Here is a 22,581-nt window from a genome sequence, read left to right as displayed (position 1 = left end):
CGACGATCAGTCCAGCATCTCCTCGGTGATCGTATCCGGCAGCAACTCACCGAGCGTGTACTCCCGAACGTCGTCGCCGTGGTCGCAGACGACGACGAGGTCGTCGTCGCAGAACTCCGAAAGCGTCTGCCTGCACATTCCACAGGGGGTCACGCCGTCACGCCGCGCGGAACTAACCGCGAGACGGTCGAACTCCCGGTGTCCCGACTTTATCGCCTCGGCGAACGCGACTTCCTCGGCGTGGAGCGAGTTGCTGAAGTTCGCGTTCTCGATGTTACAGCCGACGTAGACGGTTCCGTCCGCGGTTCTGAGCGCCGCCCCGACCGGGTACTCCGAGTACGGGACGTGTGCACGGTCCTGAATCTCGCGTGCCTGCTCGACGAGTTCGTCCATACGACGGATGCGTGACGACGGTTCAAATAAAACCCGAAAACGGGAGGTTCGAGACGAGTAGCGGAGCGGTCGGCGCGCGAAGACGCGGTGCACACGCCGAGCGCACACGCCGCGTCCGTACGAGTCCTCTCTCTCCACTTTCCCGAACGTTCATATACCATCACGGAACCAGAATCGCCGTGCTCGTCCGACTGCTCGTTTCGCTCGCGCTCGTTCAAACCATACTATCCGTGACTTTACGGAACTCCCCACAGCAACTGCTCCTCGCGTCGAACGAATCGGGGAAACGAACCGAAGACAAAGGGAATCGGGTCGATCAAAAACGGGTCATCGCGAACGACCGACCGCCGCCGTGCACCCTATTCCTCGCCGGACTCGTAGGGTTCGCCTGCGGCGTCCGGGGTTCGCGTGTGCCCGACGAACACCAACACGATGATGACCGTCACGTACGGGATGATTCCGATGAGTTCGCGTGGCACGTTGAACCCGACCTGCTGGAGTCGCAACTGAAGCGCGTCGAGGCTGGCGAAGAGGAACGACGCGCCGAACGCGCCGAACGGGTTGTAGTTCCCGAACAAATAGGCGGTGATGCCGATCCAGCCACGGCCGTTGACCATCGTGGTGCCGCTGCCGTTGAACAGCCCCGCCTGCCCGAGCGAGAGCCCCGCACCACCGATTCCGGCGAGGAGCCCCGAGATGAGGACGCTCGCGTATCGCACGCGGTGGACGTTAATCCCGACCGTATCGAGCGCCATCGGGTTCTCCCCGCTGGCTTTCACCCACTGACCGAACGCCGTCTTGTTCAGGACTCCCCACGTCAGCGGAACGGCGATGAGGAGCATGTACACCGTCGGGTTCGCGTTGAAGAGCACCGGACCGATGACCGGGATCTTCGCGAGAAGCGGAATCCGCCAGTTCGTTATCGTCCCGACGCTCGGACTGTTGATTCCGCCCCACAGGATCTTGCTCGCGAACGGTGCGAGACCGAGCGCGATGAGCCACACCGCGAGTCCGGCGATGATTTGATCGGCCTTGAACTCGATGCAGACGACGGCGAACAGGAGCGCGAGCAGTCCGCTCGCGATGACTGCGGCGAAGAAGCCGAGCCAGAGGGTCGTCTGTGTCGCGCCTGCCGGTCCGGCGAGCGCGTTGGCGACCGCGACACCGGTGAACGCCGAGATGATGAGGTGGCCTTCGAGTCCGATGTTGATGACGCCGCTCTTCTCGGCGAAGATGCCGCCGAGTGCGGCGAATCCGATCGGTACCGTCGCGCGGAGTGCCGCACTCGCGTAGCTCCCGTTGATCGTGCCGACGATCTTGCCGACGACGCTGTTCGGGAACAGGAACCCGACGACGCCGATGATCGCCGCGATGACGACGGACCAGATGGTTAGCCGAACGCGTCTATTCATCGTTCTCACCTCCGTCGACTCGTACCGCCATCCGCGGCGACGGCACCCGACGAACTCGGGGTCGTCACCCGTTTGCCGATCATCCGGAAGAACTCCGGCATGGCGACGAACAGGATGATGAGACCGCGCAGGACGCCGACGAGTTGTTTCGGAACGCCGAGTCCGAAGTCGATGGCGAGGCTCCCGCTTTTCAGCATGCCGAACAGGAGCGCAGCCAGCGGGATACCGAGCGGGTTGTTACCCGCCAGGATCGTCACCGTGATACCGTCGAAACCGTAGGACGGAACGCCCTGTTGCCACCGGCCCAGAATCATCAGGACGTACACCGTCCCCGCGATTCCGGCGACGGCACCGGAGAGGGCCATGCTCGATACCATCGTTCGCTTCGCGTCCACGCCGCCGTACTCCGCGGCTTCCGGCTGAACGCCGCTCGTCCTGAGGTCGTACCCGAACGCCGTCCGGTGGAGGAGCAGGTAGGCCCCTCCCGAGAGGGCGAGCGCGCCGATGAGGACGAGGATGGAGAACGACGCCTGACTCGGGAAGACGATGGGTGACAGCACCGCCGCCGACGGCATCGGACGCGTTTCGACGGTCTGACTCGCCGGATTCTTGAAGTACTCCGAGACGAGGACGAACGCGATACCCGTGGCGATGAAGTTGAGCATGATGGTCGTGATGACCTCGTTCGCATCCGCGTACGCCTTCATCGCTCCTGGTATCGCACCGTAGATACCACCGACGACCGCTCCGGATAGCAACCCGAGCGGGATGAGGATGATGCTTCCCACGAGTCCGCCGGGGACATGTGGGGCGACCCACAGCACCGACAGCGCGGAGCCGAGTCCACCGAGGACGAGTTGTCCTTGCGTTCCGATGTTGAACATTCCCGCCCGGAACGCGATGGCGGCGGCCAGTCCGGCGAGCAGGAGGACGCTCGTCTGGCGCAGCGTTACCGCGAGGCTGAACTTGTCGAGGACGAAGTCCGGCGGGAACAGGGTGGACGTCTGCGGGTTGGCGAACGATCCCACGAAGAGATACTTGTACACCTGGATCGGGTTGTAACAGAACGATCCCGGAATCGGGAACTGGACCCCCCAGCCGCCCGTTCCCGGAATCGTGATGAGGACTTGCTGTGCGAGAAACGGCTCGGAACAGGTCGCGACCCATCCCGAGATGAGGATGACGAACCCGCCGACGATGATCGACATGACGAGCGCGGCGAGGCTGATGAGAATCCGTTCGACCGCCGACGTTTCCGTGAGTCGAGTGAGGCCCTTTTCCGCTTGGTCCCGCCACGAACTCACTGAACTTCACCTCGGAGACTGGGTGTGTCATCCGGATGCTCGCCCGCCATCAGCAGGCCGAGTTCCTCTTCGGTTACCTGGTCCGGGTCAACGACGTCCATGATGGTTCCTTCGTACATGACTGCGAGTCGGTCCGAGAGTTGCTGCACTTCGTCGAGTTTCGAGGAGATGAGGACGATCGCTTTCCCTTCCGCGCGCAAGTCGAGCAATCGGTCGTGGATGAACTCGATACTGCCGACGTCCACACCGCGCGTCGGATGCGCGGCGACGACGAGCGACGGATCACGAGCGAACTCCCGACCGACGATGAACTTCTGTTGGTTCCCGCCCGAAAGCGACTCCGCCGACGCGTCGGCGTCGGGCGGTCGCACGTCGTACTCCTCGATGATGTCCTCCGCGTGTACCCGCGTCCCGTTCCAGTCGATTCGACCGTCGTGTGAGTACGGCTCCGAATGCTGGCTTCCGAGGAGACCGTTCTCCACGAGGTCGAACTCCATGACGAGACCGCGAACTTGCCGGTCTTCGGGAATGTAGGCCATTCCGGCGTCGATTCGCTCCCGGCGGGACAGTCCAGTTATGTCCCGACCGTCGAACGAAACCGCGCCTTCGTCCGGCGAGCGAAGGCCGGTGATTGCCTCGATGAGTTCGGATTGGCCGTTTCCGTCGACACCGGCGATGCCGAACACCTCTCCTTCACGGGCGACGACGTCGACGCCGGACACCTGTTCGACGCCACGTTCGTCCGTGATTCGAAGCCCGGAGACGTTGAGCATCACGTCGCCGGGGTCCGCCGGGTCCTTGTCGGTTTCGAGGAGCACTTCACGACCGACCATGAGTTCCGCGAGTTCCTCGCGACTCGTTGTGTCGGTATCGACCGAACCGACGTTCTTTCCGTCCCGAAGGACGGTAATCTGGTCGGCGGCGTGCATTGCCTCGCCGAGTTTGTGGGTGATGAAGATGATGCTCTTTCCCTGTGCCGTGAGTTCGTCGAGAACCGAGAGCAACTCCTCGATTTCCTGTGGCGTGAGCACTGCGGTTGGCTCGTCGAGGATGAGGACGTCCGCGCCCCGATACAGTGCTTTCAGGATTTCGACGCGCTGTTGCACGCCGACGCTCACGTCTTCGACGAGCGCGTTCGGGTCCACGTCGAACCCGTACTGCTCGCTTAGTTCTCGCACCTCGCGTTCGGCGCGAGTTCGGTCCATTGCCAATCCACCCCACTTTCGAGGCTCGTTGCCGAGAACGATGTTTTCTGTAATCGTGAGGGTATCGACGAGCATGAAGTGCTGGTGAATCATGCCGATACCGCTGTCGATAGCATCGCTCGGCGAATCGAACTCGCGTGGTTGGCCGTCGATGACGACGTTCCCCTCGGTGGGTTCGTACAGTCCGTAGAGGACGTTCATCAGCGTCGTCTTCCCGGCACCGTTCTCCCCTAAAAGTGCGTGAATCGACCCCGGCTCTATCGTCAGATCGACGTTGTCGTTTGCGACGACACCCGGGAATCGCTTCGTAATGCCGTCGAGATGTACCGCCCGGCTCATTCTAATTCTGGATTTCCGTCCTACTTGTTTAAGCGCGCGGGTTTGCGCTTACTGTTTCGGCTTCGTCGGGACTTCGATGTCGCCGTTGACGATTGCTTTGCGCGATTCGTCCACTTTGTCCTTGACGTCCTGTGGAATCTTCGAACCGAGGTCCGCGCCGTACACGGCTTCGACGCCGCCATCTTTCAGGCCGAGGGTGTTGACTTGGCCGCCCTTGAACTTCCCGTTCATGACGTGCTTCGTGCAGCGGTAAACCGCCTCGTCCACTTTCTTCACCATGCTGGCGAGGATGACGGGGCTGAACTTCGCCGTCCCCTTCGCCTTCGACTGGTCGCTGTCGACACCGATGGCGAACCGACCCTTCTGGTTCGCGGCTTTGAACACACCGTTTCCGGTGCCTCCTGCCGCGTGGTAGACGATGTCCGCACCGCTCTCGTACATCGAAATCGCCGCTTCCTTCCCCTTAACCGGGTCGCTGTACGTACCGGCGTACGCCGTTTTGACCTCGATGTCCTCGCTCGCGCGTGCGACACCGGCCTTGTAGCCTGCCTCGAACTTCTTGATGAGCGGAACTTCCTTCCCGCCGACGAAGCCGACGACTTTCTTGTCGGGGTTCGTCGAACCTTTACCGGCGCTGAAGTCCATCTGGGTCAACTGTCCGGCGAGGTTGCCGACGAGGAACGAGCCCTGTTGTTCCTTGAAGGTGTAGTTCGCGACGTTCTTCACGAGGTCTCCGTTGTCCTTCTCCGCCACGCTGTCCACGAGCATGAAGTCCTGGTCGGGGTACTGACCGGCGTTCTTGATCAAGGAGTTCGTCTGGACGTAGCCGATACAGCAGATGAGGTCGTAGTTCGGGCTGCTGGACTGGGCGAACTGACGCTGGAGGTTCTCCACGTCGCTCGGCGAGTCGGGTTCCGCGTTCTGGAACTGAACGCCGAACTCCTGTTTCGCCTGTTTGATTCCCTTGTTCGCCATGTCGTTGAACGAGTTGTCCCCGAGACCGCCCGTCGCGTAGACCATCCCGACGTTGGTGTCCTTGCCGCCGTCGGAGTTCCCGTCGGTCCCCGTCGAGGTGCCGTCCCCGCTCCCGCCGTCACTGCTGGTGTCGCCGTCACCGTCGCCATTGCCGTCACTGGGGCTACTGATACAACCAGCAAGTCCGGCGATGCCGACGGTACCGCCTACTTTCATCACCGTTCGACGCCGTTTGTCAATGTCCGTCATCTATGAGTAATCAGACGAGTGATTTGTGATAAACGCGTCGCTTTGCGCTCGAAATCACGAAAAATAGCTTAAACACCGCGTCGTCGGTTACTTTTTTACACTCGATACGGCGTTCGTTACGATATTCTTTGTTCGGGCGACGAGGTCGTCCACGTCCTCGCTTTCGGCGTAAATTCTGACGTACGGCTCGGTGCCGCTCGGTCGGACGAGGACCCACGAGCCGTCAGAAAGCTCCGCACGAACCCCGTACTCCGTCTCGACGGTGGCCTCGGGGAACTGTTCGGGGAGCGTCGTCTCGACCCGTTCCATCGTTCCCGTCTTCGCGTCGTCGGGACAATCGACGCTCACCTTTCGATACGGGCGCTCGGTCACGTCGGAACGGAGCGGTTCGATGCCTCCGGCGTCCGCGATGAGTCGAGAGAGCACCGCCGCGCTCACCACGCCGTCGATCCATCCGCCGAACCCGGTGTGAATGTGCTTCCACGGTTCGGCGGCGAACACGACTTCGGTGCCCTCGTCTCCGTCTTCGAGCGCCGATGCGATTCCCTCGTGAAGCGATCCGAGTCGGACGCGTTCGACGCGGCCTCCGGCCTCGCGAACGCGCTCGTCGATTCGCGCCGAGGCGTTTGGCGTCGTCACGACCACCGGGTCGTCTGCCTCGCTGTCCCTCGTGTAGTGTTCCGCGAGGATTGCGACGACGGTGTCCTCGTGGACGACCTCGCCGTCCGCGTTGACGACGACGATCCGGTCCGAATCCCCGTCGTGGGCCAGTCCGAACTCGAAATCGTCGGCGGCGACGAACGAACGGAGGTCAGTCAGCGTCTCGGGTGTCGGTTTGCTCGGGCGACCGGGGAAGTGTCCGTCCACGTTCGCGTTGAGCGAGATGACTTGTGCCCCCAGTGCTCGGAGGACCTGGGGCGTCGCCACGCTCGCCATCCCGTTGCCACAATCGACGGCGACGCGGACGCCGTTCAGCGGTGCACCGTACTCCCGCGCGTACACCATAACCGCCTTCCGGTACGTGTGGAGAACGTCCTCTCGGGCGCTCTCCCCCCACTCGTCCCACGGACGAGGCGGTAGTTCGTCTTCGACGCCGGTTTCGACGGCCCGCTCGGCGGTGCGATCGTACTCCTGCCCGTCGTGAAAGAGTTTGATACCGTTGTCTGTCGGGGGGTTGTGGCTCGCCGTGAGCATGACGCCACGACGACCCTGCGACGCGAACGCGAGCGCGGGTGTCGGAAGCTGACCCGCACGGTAGATGTTCGCCCCGGCACTTTCCAACCCGGCTTCCATCGCGGCGGCCAGTGCCGCGCCGGTCTCCCGTCCGTCGCGGGCGACGACGAACACCTCTCCCTGTTGTCCAGCGGCCCGTCCGACGGCGAGCGCGAGTTCGGGGGTTACCCGCTCGACGACATCACCGCGGATACCCGCAGTTCCGAACAAGTTCATACGGGAGGCTTCGTATCCTGGTACTTAGGTCCTCTCGATTTCCCCAACAACGATTATGACGCCTTCCGTCGTAGACGTTGACATGAACCTACCAAGGCTGACGACGCCGAACGGATTGTTCGACTATCTGATCGGGACAATCATCCTCCTCGCGGCAATCGCGGGGATCTATATCGCGGCGGTGATGACCGGCGTCATCGCTCCGTGGTTCTGAAGGCGCGAAAAAAGGCGGTTTACAGTTCGACGCCGCTCGGGATGAGACTGTGCTGGCGCAGTAGATTTCCGGCGTCGTTGTACACGAGGAACGTACTCTTGTCGTACTCGACCACGTGGTCCCCGTTGATCGCGATATCGACGTGATAACGGCCGTTCGACTCGTCAGTCTCGTCGCCGTAGGCGCGGGCCGCGCGGATGAACCGAAGCACGTCGTCCGCGTCTTCGTTCAGTTCGAGGATGAAGTCACCCGTCGTTCGATTCGTCACGCTCACGACGCCCGTCGCCGACGGGTCGTCGAGACTGGCCTGTAGTCGAAAGGTAACGTCCGTCTCTCCCGCATCGAGAAGATCCCCGGATGGACCGGTAAGCCGCTCACGAAGCGTGGCGGACGGTCCCTCGAAATCGATGATTACCGTCGGTTTCTGGGGCGTCCCGTCCGTTTCGACCCAGTCGATATTTTCGACGTTCAATGTGAAATAATCGCGCCTCATTCCGTACTCGAACCTACGTTCTCGCGTCTCATGAACGTAACGCCATGTACCGAAACGCGAGCACTCCTCTCGAAAGGCGAATAATCAATTCTCGATTACAATTACCATCTCAGTACCTGTCGAGCCATTGATTTAAGTACCACCACTTCGATGAGCGTGACAAGATACGTCTCTCACGCGATGGACAGGGGGAAACCGGAATCGGCCGTCCGGTCCGACGCGTGATGGACACGAAACAAACATGTCGGGGCTAGCGTTCAACGAACTGACTGTCCGCGCGCGCGAATTGCGACGTACGATTCGGCGCACAGCCGAGATGCTTCGGGGGTCGACCGTAGCGGTCGATGACTACGACCCGACGGCACACGGTTCGCTCATCACGTTCACCGGCGTTACGGGATACGAGGAAATCGAACGATACTGGGTTAACGCGCCGTTCGCGTTCGTCTCGATCAACTACGACTCGGTAGCGAACGAGTATCTGTATCACGTCGTCGAGCCGGAACTGGACGATTTCGAGGTTGAACTGCTGGACCGGCTGTTTTCGGATCTGCGTGAATCGCTCATCTATCGCCGGGAGATGGGCGGCGAAACGGCCGAGGCCCTCCTCCGTGACGAACTGGGGGAACTGCTCGAAGTATACGGCGTCGAGGTGGATCCGGCAACGTTTTTCCGCCTTCTCTACTACCTCTTCCGGTCGTTCCGTGGGTTCGGAAAACTCGACCCCCTCATCCACGACCCGCACATCGAGGACATCTCCTGTGACGGCTACGACCTCCCGATCTTCGTCTATCACGACGAGTACAACGACATCGGGACGAACGTCGTCTACTCCGAGGAGGAACTCGACAGCCTCGTCGTCCGCCTCGCCCAACAGTCGGGCCAACACGTCAGCGTCGGCGAACCCGTCGTGGAGGCGACCCTGCCGGACGGAAGCCGTGCGGAACTCGCGCTCGGCCAGGAGGTCACCCCGCGCGGATCGGCGTTCACCATCCGGAAGTACGCCGACGAGCCGTTCACCCCCGTCGATTTGATAAACTACGGAACTTTCGGCCTCGACCAGATGGCCTACCTCTGGCTGGCCATCGAGAACAACAAATCGCTCATCTTTGCGGGCGGGACGGCGTCCGGAAAGACCACCTCGATGAACGCGATTTCGATGTTCATCCCACCGCGCTCGAAGGTTCTCAGCATCGAGGACACCCGCGAACTGACGCTGTATCACGACAACTGGCTCTCCTCGGTCACCCGCGACCGATTGGACGCCGGGAACGACATCACGATGTACGACCTGCTTCGCTCGGCGCTGCGCCATCGCCCCGAGTACATCGTCGTCGGCGAGGTTCGCGGGAACGAAGCGATGACGCTGTTTCAGGCGATGAACACCGGCCACACGACCTACTCCACGATGCACGCCGACAGCGTGCAGACGGTCATCAACCGCCTCGAAAACGAACCCATCAACGTCCCGCGCGCGATGATACAGTCGCTCGACATCCTCTCCATCCAGTCGCTGACCTACGTCGGCGAGGAACGTGTGCGACGGAATCAGGCACTCGCCGAGATCAACGGTATCGACCAACGGACCGGGGATTTGGACTACACGACCGCGTTCACGTGGAACGCGGCGGGCGACTCGTTTCATAAACGCGACAGCGGCGTGTTGGACGGGATTCGCCGCGATCACGGTTGGACGCAGTCGCAACTGCTCGCCGAACTTCGGGACAGAAAACTCGTCCTTCAGTATCTCCGCGAGAACGGTATCTCGGACTACCGTCGGTTCACCGCGATGGTCAACGAGTACTACGCCGACCCCGAAACCGTCGTCTCGAACGTCGAACACACCATCGACTCTCCCGTGGCGGAGTTCGACTGATGGGGTTGCTGAACTTCGTCCCGCTCGTCCTCGCACTCGTTCTCCTCGCACCCGTCGCACTCGCGCCGATCAGCACGACGGCGTATCGAACCGTCACGCGAGTTTCCCTCCAAACCTTCGGCACCTACGTTCGTGATAGCGGGCGGCGACGGAACCGCCGGGAGGAGGTTCTTCGGGCGGCACACGTCGGCGAGACGTACCGACTGTACGCTTCGAAGACGTGGGTGTACGGGACGTTGGCCGCCATTTCCGGAAGCATCCTCGGCGTTTACGTCGCCGGACTCGTGTTGGCGACCCTCTCCGTGTCCCCGACCGTGCTCCGGAGCAAACTTCCGACGAAGCTGGATTTCCTCGCCGACCTCGTCGTCGTTCCCTCGTTGTCCATCGGTCATCTGTTCGTCCTTCTACTGTTCAGCAGCGCGACGGTTGGCCTTCTCGGTGGACGGTTGACGTACTGGCTCAGGTGGGAGATACCAGCGTACGAATGGAACACACGCGCGCGGAAGATCGACAGTAGCCTCTCACGAACGGTCGCGTTCACGTACGCACTCTCCCGAAGCGGGATGGGAATGCCGGACATCATGCGGATTCTGGCACGAAACCGCGACGTGTACGGCGAGGCGGCGGAGGAAATCGCCGTCGGGGTCAAAGCGATGGACCTGTTCGGTCTCGACGTGCTCACCGCCATCAGACAGATGTCGCGCCAATCCCCGAGCGAGAAGTTCGAGGATTTCGGCGAGAACTTGGCGAGCGTCCTCCAGAGCGGCCGGAGTCTCCCGTCGTATCTCAGCGAGCAGTACGAACGCTACCAACGCGACGCGAAAGCCGAGCAGGAGGCGTTCCTCGAACTGCTTTCGGTCCTCGCCGAGGGGTACGTGTCGCTGTTCGTCGTCGGCCCGCTCCTGCTCATCACGATCCTCGTCATCATGGGATTGATGGGTATCGCCGACACGCTTCGGTTCCTCTACCTGACGGCGTATCTGCTGATCCCGCTCGGCAACGTCGGGTTCGTCGTCTACCTCGACAGCATCACCGAATCGCTGTACATCAGCCGCGAGAACCGGACCGTCCCGACGGCGACCGTTCCAACGGTCCGTCGCGTGAGCGACCCGGACGCGGGACGGACGGTGAGCGACGGCGGAACGACCGTCTCGAACGCCGAGCGATTGGCCGCCTACGACAAGTTCGAGAACGTTCGAACCGCGTTGACCGAACCGCTCCGAACCGTGCGGGAGAACCCGGACGCCCTGCTGTATCTGACGGTTCCGCTCGCGTTGCTTTCCACCGTCGTTCGACTCCTCCCGGACCTCGCGGCGGGGACGGCGACCATCCCGTCCGCGGACGACGTCGTGGTGCAGGCCGCCCTGTTCGTGTTGGGAACGTACGCCGTCGTCCAATGGAACCATCGCCGTCGGCTCAAAGCCATCGAGGCGGCCATCCCCGACATGCTCGACCGACTCGCCAGCGTCAACGAAGCCGGGATGACGGTCGTGGAGAGTTTTCGGCGGATGACGAAGGGGGACCTCGGCGCGTTGAACGAGGAGTTGGCGCGCATGGAACGCGACATCGAATGGGGAACCGACACCGCGACCGCGCTCCGGCGGTTCGAGGACCGAATCGATACGCCCACCGTCACACGTGTGGTGTCGCTGGTGACGAACGCGATGCGCGCGAGCGGCGACATCGGGCGCGTCCTCCGGATCGCGGCGGACGACGCACAGGAATCAAAACGTCTCCAACGCCAGCGCGAGGACGAGATGATGACCTACCTCATCATCATCCACCTCTCGTTTTTGATCTTCCTCGTCATCATCGGCACGCTCTCGGCCATCCTCGTTCCCGCGCTTCAGAACCTCCCGTCCGGAAACGCCGCCGGGAGTCCCGTCACGGTCGGCGGCCTCGGCAACATCTCGACGGTGAACATCCACGCCTACACGGTGGTCTTCTTCCACACCGCGCTCGTCCAGGCCGTCTTCTCCGGTTTCGTCGCAGGCAAGATGGGCGAGGGAACGGTCCGGGACGGCGCGAAACACGCGACGGCGATGCTCGCCATCGCGTACGTCGCGTTCCTCGTCATCGACTTCGTCGTCTTCTCGTAGGACATTTGAGTTCCCCGCTCGGAGTTCGGGTATGGAACCGACGAGCCACGACGTGCGGGCGACCTACGACCGCATCGCGGCCCACTTCGCGAAGACGCGGGAGTACGCGTGGCCCGAAGTCGAGTCGTTTCTCGACGACCGAGTGGGCGAAACCGCCCTCGACCTCGGCTGTGCCAACGGTCGTCACTCCGAACTGCTCGCCGACCACGCAAAGCGCGTCGTCGGCGCGGACGTGAGCGCGGGCCTGCTCGCGGAGGCCCGAGAGCGCGCGACCGAACGGGAGTTCGACCTCGACTTGGTGCAGTGTGACGCGGCCCGGATTCCGCTCGCCGCCGACGCCGTCGACCTCGCGGTGTACGTCGCCACGCTTCACCATCTGCCGACCCGCGAGGCACGCGTCGGGAGTTTGGACGAACTCGCTCGCGTTCTCTCCCCGGACGGCACCGCGCTGGTCAGCGCGTGGAGCACGGCCCACGACAAGTTCGACCGCGAGGAGGGGTTCGACACGACCGTCGATTGGACGCTTCCCGGCGGCGAGACCGTTCCGCGCTTCTATCACATCTACTCGCCCGACGAGTTCCGTGAAGACCTCGAAAACAGCGCGTTGAAACCGGAAGACGTGGCGATTTCGAGCGGGAACTGCTACGCCGTCGTCCGCGGGCGAAAACAGTAACACCCTTAAGCCGGGGTGCACAATTCGAGAGTACACTCGCATTCGAACGCATTCGAGCACCGGTGCCTCACTGAACGAAGTGAAGTGAGGCACGGTGCGTGATGCGAACGAAGTGAGCAGCACGCACCGGTGGTGAGCAAATCAGGACGATTTGCGAGGTACGGTGCGAACATGTGAGCACCGGTGGTCTAGTGGCAGGACCTGAGCCTTCCAAGCTCATGGCACGGGTTCAAATCCCGTCCGGTGCATTCTTCGATTATCAGGTTTCGAGTGACAGGTACACTCATTATCCGGAATTCGTAACGAGAAGGGATTTGAAGCAGACCGGACACAGCCCGCACAGGGAGTGTGCGAGCGGCGAAGTTGCCGAGCAACGCTCGGCAGTCATCCGGACGAAGTCCGGCGAAGCCGCGATCGAACGACCGAGCAGGACTGTCCGGGCGTCGTTCAAATCCCGTCCGGTGCATTCTTCGATTCTCGATTTTCGACCCGTGAGCACGTCGGTCGTCGGCGTCGCCTATTTTCGGCGGCAGTGACACCTATATCCCTCCCGTCCATCGTTCAGTTCACACGATGACCGACCTGGATACGATCGAAACCTATCAAGCGTCGCCGACGAGTATCGAGACCGGAACGCCGACAGGACGGGCGTCGAGGAGTTGGTCGAGCGATTTCTCGAAGCGGTCGAAGGGGCGGCCGACGGTGACCACGCGCGAATCGCGGACGTCGGGTGTGGCCCGGGGTGGGAGTCGGCGACCTTCAGCGACCACGGCATTCGGTGGTCGGTATCGATCTCACGCCGAACTTCCTCCGGGCGGCGCGGGACGTCGCACCGACTGCAGAGTTCGCGCGGATGGACATGCGCAGTCTATCCCTCGAATCGGACTCCTTCGACGGTCTCTGGTCGTGTGCGTCGTTTCTCCACGTCCCGCGGGAGGACGCCCAGCCGACGCTAGCGGAGTTTCATCGGGTGCTCGAATCCGGCGGGATCTTTCTCCTCTCGGTCAAACACGGCGAAGGGGAGGTCGACGGCGACGTGTACGAGACGGACGAGCGGTCGTTCACGCTCTACCGCCCCGACGAACTGTCGAAGATGGCCGAGAAGGCCGGATTCACGGTGGATTCGGTCAGCGTCGATGCGACCCAGACGTGGCTACAACTCCTGGCACGTGCGTGATTTTCTTTCCCCCCGTTTTACACCAGCGTCCGTGCCAGTCCGCCGATTGCGCCGAGGACCAACGGAATCGCGACGGCGAGGACGGTGATTTGCCCCATTTCGACCCCTCTCCCGAGCGAACCGTGGAGCGCGAGCAGGCCGCCGAAAACGAGCAGTACGAGGACCCCGAACCCGATTCCGGCGAGGACGCCGCGTTTCCAGTTCATCGTCGGTAGGCTCACCAGTGCGCCGCCGACCAGCAGACCGATCCAGTGGAACCACGCGAGCGCGAGACCGGCAACCGCGCCGATGACGATGAACGCCGCGCGTCGAGTCGGGTCCGCCCGGAACTCCTCCGAACGGCTCATTGGTTCCCTCCGAATTCGACGGCGGCGTTCCCGCGAATCTCGTGGGTCAGGGGTTTGTACTTCGTGTCCGCCCACCGCTTCAGTTGGTCGTGATAGTGGCCGGAGAAGTAATCGCCCGAATTGCCGCCCGGCAGGATGGCCTCCGAATCTCCCTTCATCGGACAAATCATCCGCCAACTGCTGCCGACCACTGATTCCTTGCGGTAGTTGTTGACGGTCTGGCTCGACCCGTCGGTCGGAATCACGGGGTAGTTCAGAAACGACTGGTCGAACGGGTGAGTGATGGCCTCCGTCGTGTTGTAGTCGCCGTACACTTCGGCGTCGGACGCATCGATGGCTTCCGTCGCCGTCTCAAGCGCGCGCACCATCGTGGCCTTGCGTCCGTCGCTGCCGAACCAGCGACTTCCCCGAAGATGCGCCAACACCCAATCGCGCGGGTAGTAACTGTCGCCCAATCCGGCTTGCTCGAACGTCTTCCCAAAGGTCTCCTCGCGGAACGCGTCGAACCACTGGACGAACAGCAATGCGGCCCGCGAGTCGCGTTCCATGCGGTAGTCCCAATTCGAGAGCGTCTCGACAGCGGATTCTACATTTTCACTTCCATTCCCGTTTTCGCGCGCCGCCTCGACCAGCGTCGGAACCAGTGCCTCCGCCCGCTTGTCGAGCGTGTCGTCCTGTATCCCTTCCATCGTCGCCACGTCGATGTCTCCGGATTTCGCCTTCTCGTCCAGTAGTTCGTAGATACGCTGGGCGCGGTAGGGGCTGGCGTACGCTTCCGACAGATACGGGTCGTTCGTGATCCGCTGGTTCGCCGTTGCGATGAGGTCCGGGTCGGTGACGTGTGGCTTTTCGTCGAACGGGACGAATCCCTCCCACGTCGAGACGCCGAACGGTTCGAACCCTTCCCATTCGGCTTCCCCGGCCGACCCGTCGAAGATTCGGTCGCCGCGGACTTGCTTCCCGTCCACCATCCGACGCGGAATCTTGCCGGTGGTGTAATACAGCGTGTTACCGTCCCGGTCGGCGTAGACGAGGTTTTGGGTCGGTTCGTCGAACTTCTTCGTCGCCGCGCGCAGGTCGTCCACGCCGTCGCTCGTGTTGTACTCGTGAATCGCTAGCGTCGTGTCCGTGGCAGAGTGGCCCGTCCACGCGACGCCGACCCGGTAGCCGTCGCGGGAAAGCACCGGACCGTGGACGGTCTTCCGAAGCGTGGTCGTCCTGTTCGTCCCGTCCGCGACCTCGATCTCCCGCCGTTTGGTTTCGAAGTCGCGCCACTCGCCTTTGTAGCGGTATCGGTCGCCATCGATCTCGTATCGGTAGAAGTCGATAACGTCCGCACCCGCGTTGGTGAATCCCCACGCCCCGGCGTGGTTCTCGCCGATGACGACGAACAACGCCGGGGAACGTGACGCCGCGGACTCGCGTGTCCCCCTGCTTCAGGTTCATCTCGTACCACACCGGCGGTGCCATCAGGCTCAGGTGCGGGTCGTTCGCCACGATGGGCTTGCCGTTCGCCGTGTGCTTCCCCGAGACGAGCCAACTGTTCGACCCGATGCCGTGATCGCGCTCGAAGTTTCCCAACCAGTCGAGTAGCGGCGTTCCGATACCATCGGGGTCGGTGGTATCGGGTGCGGGAATGCTGTTCGAGGAGTTCGACGACGTCGCCGACGCTCCTTCGTCCGTCTCGCGAATGACGGGCGAGTCGTGGTCGAGCCGTTCCGGATACAGCTCCGTGGCCGCCTTCCGGCCGAGTTTCGAGGCCACCTTCGCCTTCCGGAGCGTGAGAAAGCTCCCCGTCAGTTCCCACGAAATCTGTTTTTCCATCAGCATCGTGTCCGCGGGCGTCCACTCCGCCGGTTCGTACTCCAACAGGCCGAACTCCAGCGGGAGCGGTTCGTTCTCGATGTGAGCGTTCACGCCCGCCGAAAACGCCCTCACGAGTTCGCCGGTGTCTGTATCGGCGATGTGCTTCCACGTCGCTTCCGCCGCGCCCGCGAAATCCATCTGAATGTGGAACTCGTCGGAATCGGCCGCCAACTCGCCGACGACGGCCGCCACCTCTCCGGACATTAGTCGGCGTTGCAGGTCGAGTTGGAACAGTCGGTCCCGGGCTTGCGCGTACCCCACCGCGAAGTACAGCGCCCGCTCGTTCTCCGCCGTGATGTTCGGCACGCCGTCCTCGTCGTACCGGAGCGTCGCCGTTCCGTACGTACTCTCGACGCTCCCGTCCGTGTCGTCCGTGGCCGTCCCCCACGCCTCCCCGCTCAACGGCGCGAACCGCCGGAGGTAACTCCCGACCGGCGAGAGCGCGCCACCGACCGCGGTCCCACCGAGTATCGCCCCGACGAGCGCCCGTCGCGTGATTTCCCGATCCATGTGCCGAGCTAATTCGTAGTAGATGTAAATAACGTTATCTTTCAATCATGGAAATTCCCGAACGGGACACGAAAACTACCACACCGGAACCCTGACTACTTCCACGGGTTCGTCACGAGGTCGGCGTGGACCGCGGTTCCGACTTCGATTCGGCAGTCGGTTTTCGGCCGGGCGATACAGAGCAGGACGTAACCGTCCGCCAGCGAATCCGATTTCAACGCCCGCGGTTCGCGTTCGTGTTGGAGTTCGCCGGACAGCAACCGACCAGTGCAGGTGGCACACGCACCGGTCCGACAGCCAAAGGGAAGGCCGACCCCTTCCCGTTCGGCGGCGTCGAGCACGGATTCGTCGTCAGTTGCGCGTAGCGTTTCCGTTCCGCCATCCCGCCAGTCGAGTTCGACCCGATATCTGTGCTCGCTCACTGCCACACGTCGCTCGTGCAGTCGCCGTCAGGCCACCGGATTTCGTGTGCCCGGGCGGGGCCGTTCGGCATCTCGCCGAAGTCCACGAGGAAGTCCTCGTCCAGCGTCATCGTTCCTTTTCGTGGGTTTACGTCGGCTTTGAGCATCACCGATCCCTTCTCTTTCTCCTCCGGGTAGAACTGGTTGTCCCACGTGGAGAACAGCGAGGTCGTCCAGTAGAGACGCTCGCCGTCGATGCTGAGTTGGAGCATCTGCGGTCCGGCGACTACTTCCCTATCGTCCTCACCCGTCGGGTGTCGCGGACCGAACAGTCCACCGGCCCAGAGTTGATCGGACAACCGCGGGTTCGCCGGGTCGCTCACGTCGTACATCCGCACGTCGCCGTGGAGCCAGTTCGAGAAGAACAGGTATCGATCATCCATCGAGACGACGAGGTCGGTGATGAGGCCGGGAACCGGCATGTCCCAGTCGTCGTGTTCGCGCGATTCGACGTCGATGACCTTCTCCGCGAACCACTCCTTTTCGCGCTCGTAGAAGTGGAAGATGTTCGACGAGAGCGCCGCACCGACGTAGCCGTGGGCGGACTCCGGACTGTGCAGGAAGCGGACTTCCAGCGGAATCATGCCCTCCTCGCCGAGGTCGATGGTCTGCTGGAGTTGTCGCTCCGTCCAGTCCCAGAAGTGGAGTTTGTGGCCGTACTTGCCCGCCTCGACGTCCTCCAAATCGAATCCCGGATAGTAGGTCTTCGGCGCGGCCCACTCCGAGGAGACCATCACGTTGTGGCGTGGCTGATACCAGAAGTCGTAGTTCATCTCCATCTCGCCCGGCGGGTCCCATCGCCCCTCGATTTCGAAGTCGTCGTTCAGTTCGAGGAAACCGCCCGGCAGGTCGCCGTCCTCGTTCCCCAGCATCGAGATGAGGATTTCCCCGTCCGGAATGCAGTGGACGGTGTGCGGTGCCGAGAGGTCGTACTCGTACACCTCCTCGGGTTCGATGACTTTGACGATTTCCGGGTTCTCCCGGTCCTTCGTGTCGATGATGTGCAGTCGGGACGAGCGTTGACCCGGTACCACGAGGTGGCGTCGTTCCAACCCCTCGACGTGGCAGGACGACGAACAGGCGTTCCACCCGAAGTGGTGTAGTTCGTCGCCCTTGTTCGGCATCTCCACGCGGTCGATGACCTCGGTGTACGTGTCTGACTCTGGGTTCACGTCCACGACCGACAGGAAGTCCGGCGCGTCCACGTCCGTCCCGACGTACAGCGACGGCACGTACGCGATTTCCTCGCGCTCGGCCTCCTCGATGGCGGCCTGCGGCGTGGCATATCCCGGCCCCTCCACGTCGTGGTGATGTTCGTGCTCTTCGTGCGCTCCGCTTTCCGATGTTTCGGTATCGCTCATCGTGATTCCCCCTCGACTGTGTCCTTCGGTAGCAACTGTCCTGACGGGGTGCTTTGCGGCAAATATTGCCGCAAAATGGGGAATTACATGCCGACTTTCGTCACGCCGAGAATCGCACCGCACTCCGAACATTCCTGGACGGTTACGGTACTGAACTTCGCGTTCGTGTTACTTTCCACGACCTCGGTCAGGTCTTCACCGCAGGCGATACAGTGACCCAAACCACGGAACTATCGAATTCGGCCACCTACGTTGCGGCTTTTCATTTCGATAAACCAACCCGGACTGCCACAACTGCTAACAGTTATCCTCGCGAACGACACGACGTGTTCTTTCCGACATCGCTCGTCGTCGGCGTGCTCGCTTCCAGCGCGCTGGTGATGGGTAGTTCACTCGGCACGTTCTGGACGCCGCCGGACGACGTGGTGGCGGCCGCGCTGGCCTTCTCCAGCGGCGCGCTCATCACCGCGTTGACCTTCGATTTGTTCGAAGAGGCGTTCAACATGGGCGGCCCGTGGTACGCCGGAGCGGGGTTGATGACCGGTGCGGCGGTGTTCGTCGGTGCCGATATGCTCATCGACCGTTACGCGTCGAGCCAGTCCGGTTTCGCCCTGCTGGCCGGTGTCACCCTCGACGGTGTTCCCGAGAACACCGCCCTCGGCGTCACCATCGGCGGCGCGGGACACGTCCATTATCTCACCCTGCTGGTCGCCATCTTCGCCTCGAACTTTCCCGAATCGCTCAACGGCGCGACGGACATGCAGAGTCAGGACTATTCGAGGAAGGATATCATCGGCCTCTGGGTGCTCGTCGCTGGACTACTGACCGCCGCCGTCGTTATCGGAAGCGTCGTCTCGGCCGGATTCGGGGACAAACTGCTCTCCCTCGTTCGGGCGTTCGCCGGAGGTGCGGTGCTCGCATCGCTCGCCGTGACCGTCATCCCCGAGGCGTTCGACGAAGGAGGACCGCTCGTCGCGCTCGCAACTGCGGCCGGGTTCCTCCTGACGTTCGTTCTGACGAGCGGGTAGCGTTCGAGCGGAATGGCCGTCGCTCATCGACTTACTTCCAGAAAATGAATTCGTAATCTGCAACGTCAGTGGCTTATTCGTACAGCCACTCGGCGTCGACTTGCTCGTAATCGACCAGTTCCTCTTCGTCGAAGAACAGGCCGATTTCGCGCTCGTTTGCGCCCTCGTCCTCGTGGTCCGAACCGTGGATCACGTTTCGGCCGAGGTCGAGACCGAAGTCGCCACGGATGGTGCCCGGGGCGGATTCGGCTGGGTCGGTTTCGCCCATCATGCGGCGAACCTGTCGCGTTGCGTCTTGCCCTTCCCAAACCATCGCGAACACTGGGCCGGACGTGATGAACTCGACGAGGCCGTCGAAGAACGGCTTGCCTTCGTGTTCACCGTAGTGGTCGTGGGCGAGTTCTTCACTGATCTGCATGAACTTGCCGCCGACCATCTTCAGACCGCGGTCCTCGAATCGGGAGACGATTTCCCCGATGAGACCACGCTGAACGCCGTCGGGCTTGACCATCACGAAGGTTCGTTCGCTCATTCGTTACCACTCTCTGCTTGGCCGGCCTCGGTCCATTCGAGGTCGCGCGGTTCGCGCCCGAGGTCGGCGTTCTTCTCGCACTTCGCGGAGCAGTAGTGGATGGTCGTTCCGTCTACGCGGACGAACATCGTTCCCGTGCCGGGTTCGATGTCGTTTCCGCAGTAATCGCACTCGCGTGTCTGTGGCATTATTGTCCTCCGATGGAGTCTGCCTCACGTGCGGTCTCTCGCAACTGGAGCACGTCGCCCTCTCGGACCGGTCGAGACAGTTGCGAGTGATGATTCGCCCTTGGTTGCTACCTTCACGGATGCGGCACTTGACCTGCATGGCCTCGCCGTGCATCCCCGTCTTACCGACGATTTCGATGACCTCGGCGGAGGTGGAATCCTCCTGTCCGGTCTCTTCAGCACTCATCGTCTACCACCTCACCGAAGTTCCTCGACCTTCGAGGCGATGTCGTCCACGTCGTCGCTGGCTTCGCCAGCGTCAACGATGGCGGCGGCAGCGCTGCCGACTTCGAGTCCGGCCGCGTGACCGACATCGTCCTGCGTCTCGACGAAGATGAAGGAGATTCCCTTCTCGTCGGCGAGTTCGGGCAGGTGCATGACGATTTCTTCCGGCGTCACGTCTTCCGCGACGTAGATAAGGTCGGCGTTGCCGCGCTCGACTGCCTTGGTCGTCTCGTTCGTTCCTTTCTTTACACTTCCTGTGTCCCGTGCGACTTCGAGCGCGTCGAGCGCTCGGTCCTGCAAGTCAGCTGGGACGTCGTAATTGACGTATACTGGCATAGGTTGTTCACCTCTCCTACGCGCTGGCTCAGGCTCCCCTGCCGGATGAGTCCTGTGCGGCTAGGAGCATCATCAACCCCGCGTAGGTTGTACCCTCCAGTAGAGTATGCCCCCATAAAAACGCTTTCAAATCCATGACGGGGTGCTACGGTGGCGCACACGCTCCTATCGGGCGATTTCGGGGGATTATTCATGGGACTCGAAACCGCCGTTCCACTCCTCGCGGAGCAGGCCGTAAACGAAGGTATCGTGGTACTCCCCGCGCCAAAACGTGTGGTCACGAAGTCGGCCCTCCCGCTGGAATCCCAATCGCTCCACGAGTCCCCGTGACCCGTCGTTGAAACCCCCGATTCGAGCGAACACGCGATGGAGTCCTCTGGTGCCGAAGGCGTACCGGAGGAGCAGGGAAACGGCTTCCGTCGCGTAGCCCTCGCCCCGCCAGTCGGAATCGAGCCAGTAGGCGATTTCGCCGTGGTCGCGCTCGACGCGGAACAGGTTCACCTCGCCGACCGGTTCGCCGTCCACGCAGACGAGGAAGTTCGAATCGCCGTTGTCCGCCGAAATCGTGTTTTCGAAGAACTCCTCGGTCTGCTCGTGGTTGTACGGTCGGACGAACCCGAGCGACGTTCGGATGGCCGGATCAGTTCGAGCGCGCTGGATGAAGTCGACGTCCTCCCGTTCGGTCGTCCTGAGTTCGACTCGTTCACCGGAGCAGAAGATGGGGCCAGGCATGCTCGTACCGAAACGGACGAATGACAAAAACGTTTCAATTCACCGTTCGACTGGGCAATTTCCCGGTCGAAACGTTTCCGACGAATCCGAACACCTGTTTTGTGCGTTCGACCCGTACGTCGGTTCATGAGTGGGGGCCGGTCATGAGCACCGAAACGGTGGCCGACGAGGAGGAACAGCACTTTTCAGCGCCCGAGGATTGGCCGAAGGATTTCGGCGAAGCCTCGTGGTGGCCGTTCATCGGCGCCCTGGGTATCGTCAGCCTGTACGTCGGCGCCGGGTTGTACGTCCTGAGCCACGGCGGAAACAGCTACGTTCCGACGTTCGTCAGCCCTGTCCTGTTCGTCCTGGGGACGATGGTCTTCCTCACCGGACTGTACGGGTGGTTGTATCACGGGTTCGTGGACCAGTACTGGCAACACGACGGTTCTGGGGGGACGAAACTCCGCTGGGGGATGACCCTGTTCCTCGGGACCGAAGTGGCGACGTTCGGCGCGGGATTCGTCTACTACTTCTTCATCCGCGTCGGGACGTGGCCGCCAGCGGGGGGAATTCCGGACGTACTGAGTGCACTCGTCCTCGTCAACACGGTCATCCTCGTCGCCAGCAGTGGGACGCTCCACTACGCGCATATGTCGCTACTCCGTGGGCACCGACAGCGATTCATTGCCTTCCTCGGGTTGACCGTCTTCCTGGGAGTGGTGTTCATCGGCGGACAGATTTACGAGTACATGCTGTTCATCACGCACGAGGGATTCACCATCACGTCGGGCGTTTTCGGGAGCGCCTTCTTCGGGCTGACCGGCTTACACGGCCTGCACGTCACGCTGGGTATCGTCCTCATGAGCGTCCTGTTCGTCCGCGCTCTGTACGGACAGTTCTCGGAGGAACGGGACACCTCGGTGACGACCGTCACGATGTACTGGCACTTCGTGGACGCCGTCTGGATTCTGCTCGTCGTCGCACTGTACGCCGGTTCGTCGCTCGCAGGGTAGCCGCCGGAGAGTAATTTTCACTGACAGTAGCCAGAAAGCATATACGTGACGCCATGGACATCCTATCCGGCGAGGTCCCCGCGCACGAAATGCGAGCGGGTTG

General features: G+C 62.1%; 24 protein-coding genes, 1 tRNA gene and 2 pseudogenes. 9 read left to right on the top strand and 18 right to left on the bottom strand.

What is annotated here, in order from left to right:
- Positions 1-6: 6 nt before the first annotated feature.
- The 6 genes from cdd to A4G99_RS20855 all read right to left on the bottom strand — a co-directional run bounded on the left by cdd (position 7) and on the right by A4G99_RS20855 (position 7,326).
- Complete coding sequence (gene cdd / locus A4G99_RS20880; protein WP_066147897.1) at positions 7-393, bottom strand: cytidine deaminase; 387 nt, start codon at positions 391-393, stop codon at positions 7-9.
- A 359-nt stretch (positions 394-752) separates the two neighbouring features.
- The gene (locus A4G99_RS20875; RefSeq protein WP_066148296.1) at positions 753-1,805 is read right to left on the bottom strand and encodes an ABC transporter permease; all 1,053 of its coding nucleotides are present in this window, start codon (positions 1,803-1,805) and stop codon (positions 753-755) included.
- Positions 1,806-1,810: 5 nt separating this feature from the next.
- Positions 1,811-3,109 carry an ABC transporter permease gene (locus tag A4G99_RS20870; RefSeq protein WP_223302088.1) on the bottom strand — a complete coding sequence of 433 codons (1,299 nt, stop codon included), beginning with the start codon at positions 3,107-3,109 and terminating at the stop codon, positions 1,811-1,813.
- Positions 3,106-4,653, bottom strand: coding sequence for an ABC transporter ATP-binding protein (locus A4G99_RS20865; protein ID WP_066147894.1), 1,548 nt, complete (start codon positions 4,651-4,653; stop codon positions 3,106-3,108). The genes A4G99_RS20870 and A4G99_RS20865 overlap by 4 nt, the downstream gene beginning before the upstream one ends.
- A 48-nt stretch (positions 4,654-4,701) precedes the next feature.
- Entirely contained in the window at positions 4,702-5,877 is a 1,176-nt protein-coding gene (locus tag A4G99_RS20860; protein WP_223302087.1) for a BMP family protein, read from the bottom strand.
- An 87-nt stretch (positions 5,878-5,964) separates the two neighbouring features.
- Positions 5,965-7,326 carry a phosphomannomutase gene (locus tag A4G99_RS20855; RefSeq protein WP_066147891.1) on the bottom strand — a complete coding sequence of 454 codons (1,362 nt, stop codon included), beginning with the start codon at positions 7,324-7,326 and terminating at the stop codon, positions 5,965-5,967.
- Between the two features lie 82 nt (positions 7,327-7,408).
- Here A4G99_RS20855 and A4G99_RS29000 point away from each other — a divergent pair, with 82 nt between their 5' ends.
- Positions 7,409-7,540 (top strand): hypothetical protein, encoded by a 132-nt coding sequence (locus A4G99_RS29000; RefSeq protein ID WP_255359158.1) that lies wholly within the window; start codon positions 7,409-7,411, stop codon positions 7,538-7,540.
- Between the two features lie 19 nt (positions 7,541-7,559).
- Here the strand turns inward: A4G99_RS29000 and A4G99_RS20850 are convergent, their stop codons facing one another.
- Positions 7,560-8,033, bottom strand: a complete 474-nt coding sequence (locus A4G99_RS20850; RefSeq protein ID WP_066147888.1) for a DUF5793 family protein — start codon at positions 8,031-8,033, stop codon at positions 7,560-7,562.
- A 241-nt stretch (positions 8,034-8,274) separates the two neighbouring features.
- Here A4G99_RS20850 and A4G99_RS20845 point away from each other — a divergent pair, with 241 nt between their 5' ends.
- The 5 genes from A4G99_RS20845 (at position 8,275) to A4G99_RS20825 (ending at position 13,217) form a co-directional block, all read left to right on the top strand.
- On the top strand, positions 8,275-9,909 hold the full coding sequence (locus A4G99_RS20845; protein ID WP_066147886.1) for a type II/IV secretion system ATPase subunit: 1,635 nt from the start codon (positions 8,275-8,277) through the stop codon (positions 9,907-9,909).
- Entirely contained in the window at positions 9,909-12,008 is a 2,100-nt protein-coding gene (locus tag A4G99_RS20840; RefSeq protein ID WP_066147883.1) for a type II secretion system F family protein, read from the top strand. Before A4G99_RS20845 ends, A4G99_RS20840 begins: the two co-directional genes overlap by 1 nt.
- A gap of 31 nt (positions 12,009-12,039) precedes the next feature.
- The gene (locus A4G99_RS20835; RefSeq protein ID WP_066147879.1) at positions 12,040-12,681 is read left to right on the top strand and encodes a class I SAM-dependent methyltransferase; all 642 of its coding nucleotides are present in this window, start codon (positions 12,040-12,042) and stop codon (positions 12,679-12,681) included.
- 177 nt (positions 12,682-12,858) lie between these two features.
- Positions 12,859-12,929 (top strand) — tRNA-Gly (locus tag A4G99_RS20830).
- A gap of 66 nt (positions 12,930-12,995) precedes the next feature.
- Complete coding sequence (locus tag A4G99_RS20825) at positions 12,996-13,217, top strand: hypothetical protein (protein WP_066147877.1); 222 nt, start codon at positions 12,996-12,998, stop codon at positions 13,215-13,217.
- A gap of 66 nt (positions 13,218-13,283) precedes the next feature.
- Here the strand turns inward: A4G99_RS20825 and A4G99_RS27860 are convergent, their stop codons facing one another.
- Positions 13,284-13,451 carry a hypothetical protein gene (locus A4G99_RS27860; RefSeq protein ID WP_223302120.1) on the bottom strand — a complete coding sequence of 56 codons (168 nt, stop codon included), beginning with the start codon at positions 13,449-13,451 and terminating at the stop codon, positions 13,284-13,286.
- 8 nt (positions 13,452-13,459) lie between these two features.
- On the opposite strand from A4G99_RS27860, the gene A4G99_RS20820 reads away from it, so the two are divergent.
- Positions 13,460-13,858, top strand: coding sequence for a class I SAM-dependent methyltransferase (locus A4G99_RS20820; protein ID WP_255359157.1), 399 nt, complete (start codon positions 13,460-13,462; stop codon positions 13,856-13,858).
- 17 nt (positions 13,859-13,875) lie between these two features.
- On the opposite strand, the gene A4G99_RS20815 is transcribed toward A4G99_RS20820, so the two are convergent.
- The 5 genes and pseudogenes from A4G99_RS20815 to A4G99_RS26215 all read right to left on the bottom strand — a co-directional run bounded on the left by A4G99_RS20815 (position 13,876) and on the right by A4G99_RS26215 (position 18,624).
- A complete protein-coding gene (locus A4G99_RS20815) occupies positions 13,876-14,205 on the bottom strand; it encodes a hypothetical protein (RefSeq protein ID WP_066147875.1) in 330 nt (109 codons plus the stop codon).
- A pseudogene (locus A4G99_RS30020) lies at positions 14,202-16,581 on the bottom strand (penicillin acylase family protein). Before A4G99_RS30020 ends, A4G99_RS20815 begins: the two are co-directional and overlap by 4 nt.
- 95 nt (positions 16,582-16,676) lie before the next feature.
- Positions 16,677-17,003: a 2Fe-2S iron-sulfur cluster-binding protein gene (locus A4G99_RS20805; RefSeq protein ID WP_066147874.1), complete on the bottom strand. Its 327-nt coding sequence runs from the start codon at positions 17,001-17,003 to the stop codon at positions 16,677-16,679.
- On the bottom strand, positions 17,000-18,403 hold the full coding sequence (locus A4G99_RS20800) for a selenium-binding protein SBP56-related protein (protein ID WP_066147872.1): 1,404 nt from the start codon (positions 18,401-18,403) through the stop codon (positions 17,000-17,002). Before A4G99_RS20800 ends, A4G99_RS20805 begins: the two co-directional genes overlap by 4 nt.
- An 83-nt stretch (positions 18,404-18,486) precedes the next feature.
- Positions 18,487-18,624: a hypothetical protein gene (locus tag A4G99_RS26215; protein ID WP_190303839.1), complete on the bottom strand. Its 138-nt coding sequence runs from the start codon at positions 18,622-18,624 to the stop codon at positions 18,487-18,489.
- A 105-nt stretch (positions 18,625-18,729) separates the two neighbouring features.
- Here A4G99_RS26215 and A4G99_RS20795 point away from each other — a divergent pair, with 105 nt between their 5' ends.
- A complete protein-coding gene (locus A4G99_RS20795) occupies positions 18,730-19,431 on the top strand; it encodes a ZIP family metal transporter (RefSeq protein WP_223302085.1) in 702 nt (233 codons plus the stop codon).
- A 73-nt stretch (positions 19,432-19,504) separates the two neighbouring features.
- Here A4G99_RS20795 and ndk read toward each other — a convergent pair whose 3' ends face one another.
- From ndk to A4G99_RS20775, 5 genes and pseudogenes are all read right to left on the bottom strand, one after another.
- Positions 19,505-19,963: a nucleoside-diphosphate kinase gene (ndk, locus tag A4G99_RS20790; RefSeq protein WP_066147870.1), complete on the bottom strand. Its 459-nt coding sequence runs from the start codon at positions 19,961-19,963 to the stop codon at positions 19,505-19,507.
- Positions 19,960-20,151 (bottom strand): 50S ribosomal protein L24e, encoded by a 192-nt coding sequence (locus A4G99_RS20785; RefSeq protein ID WP_066147867.1) that lies wholly within the window; start codon positions 20,149-20,151, stop codon positions 19,960-19,962. The genes ndk and A4G99_RS20785 overlap by 4 nt, the downstream gene beginning before the upstream one ends.
- Positions 20,151-20,377: pseudogene (locus tag A4G99_RS24730) on the bottom strand (30S ribosomal protein S28e). The gene A4G99_RS20785 and the pseudogene A4G99_RS24730 overlap by 1 nt, the downstream one beginning before the upstream one ends.
- An 11-nt stretch (positions 20,378-20,388) precedes the next feature.
- Positions 20,389-20,751, bottom strand: coding sequence for a 50S ribosomal protein L7Ae (gene rpl7ae / locus A4G99_RS20780; RefSeq protein ID WP_066147863.1), 363 nt, complete (start codon positions 20,749-20,751; stop codon positions 20,389-20,391).
- 186 nt (positions 20,752-20,937) lie between these two features.
- Positions 20,938-21,483 (bottom strand): GNAT family N-acetyltransferase, encoded by a 546-nt coding sequence (locus tag A4G99_RS20775; protein WP_066147860.1) that lies wholly within the window; start codon positions 21,481-21,483, stop codon positions 20,938-20,940.
- Between the two features lie 143 nt (positions 21,484-21,626).
- Here A4G99_RS20775 and A4G99_RS20770 point away from each other — a divergent pair, with 143 nt between their 5' ends.
- Positions 21,627-22,478, top strand: a complete 852-nt coding sequence (locus A4G99_RS20770; RefSeq protein WP_066147856.1) for a heme-copper oxidase subunit III — start codon at positions 21,627-21,629, stop codon at positions 22,476-22,478.
- The last annotated feature ends 103 nt before the right edge of the window (positions 22,479-22,581 follow it).

This window comes from Haladaptatus sp. R4, assembly GCF_001625445.1.
Classification (GTDB): Archaea; Halobacteriota; Halobacteria; order Halobacteriales; family Haladaptataceae; genus Haladaptatus.
Note: the sequence above shows the minus strand (reverse complement) of the source record. Positions and strands in the feature narration are given on the sequence as shown.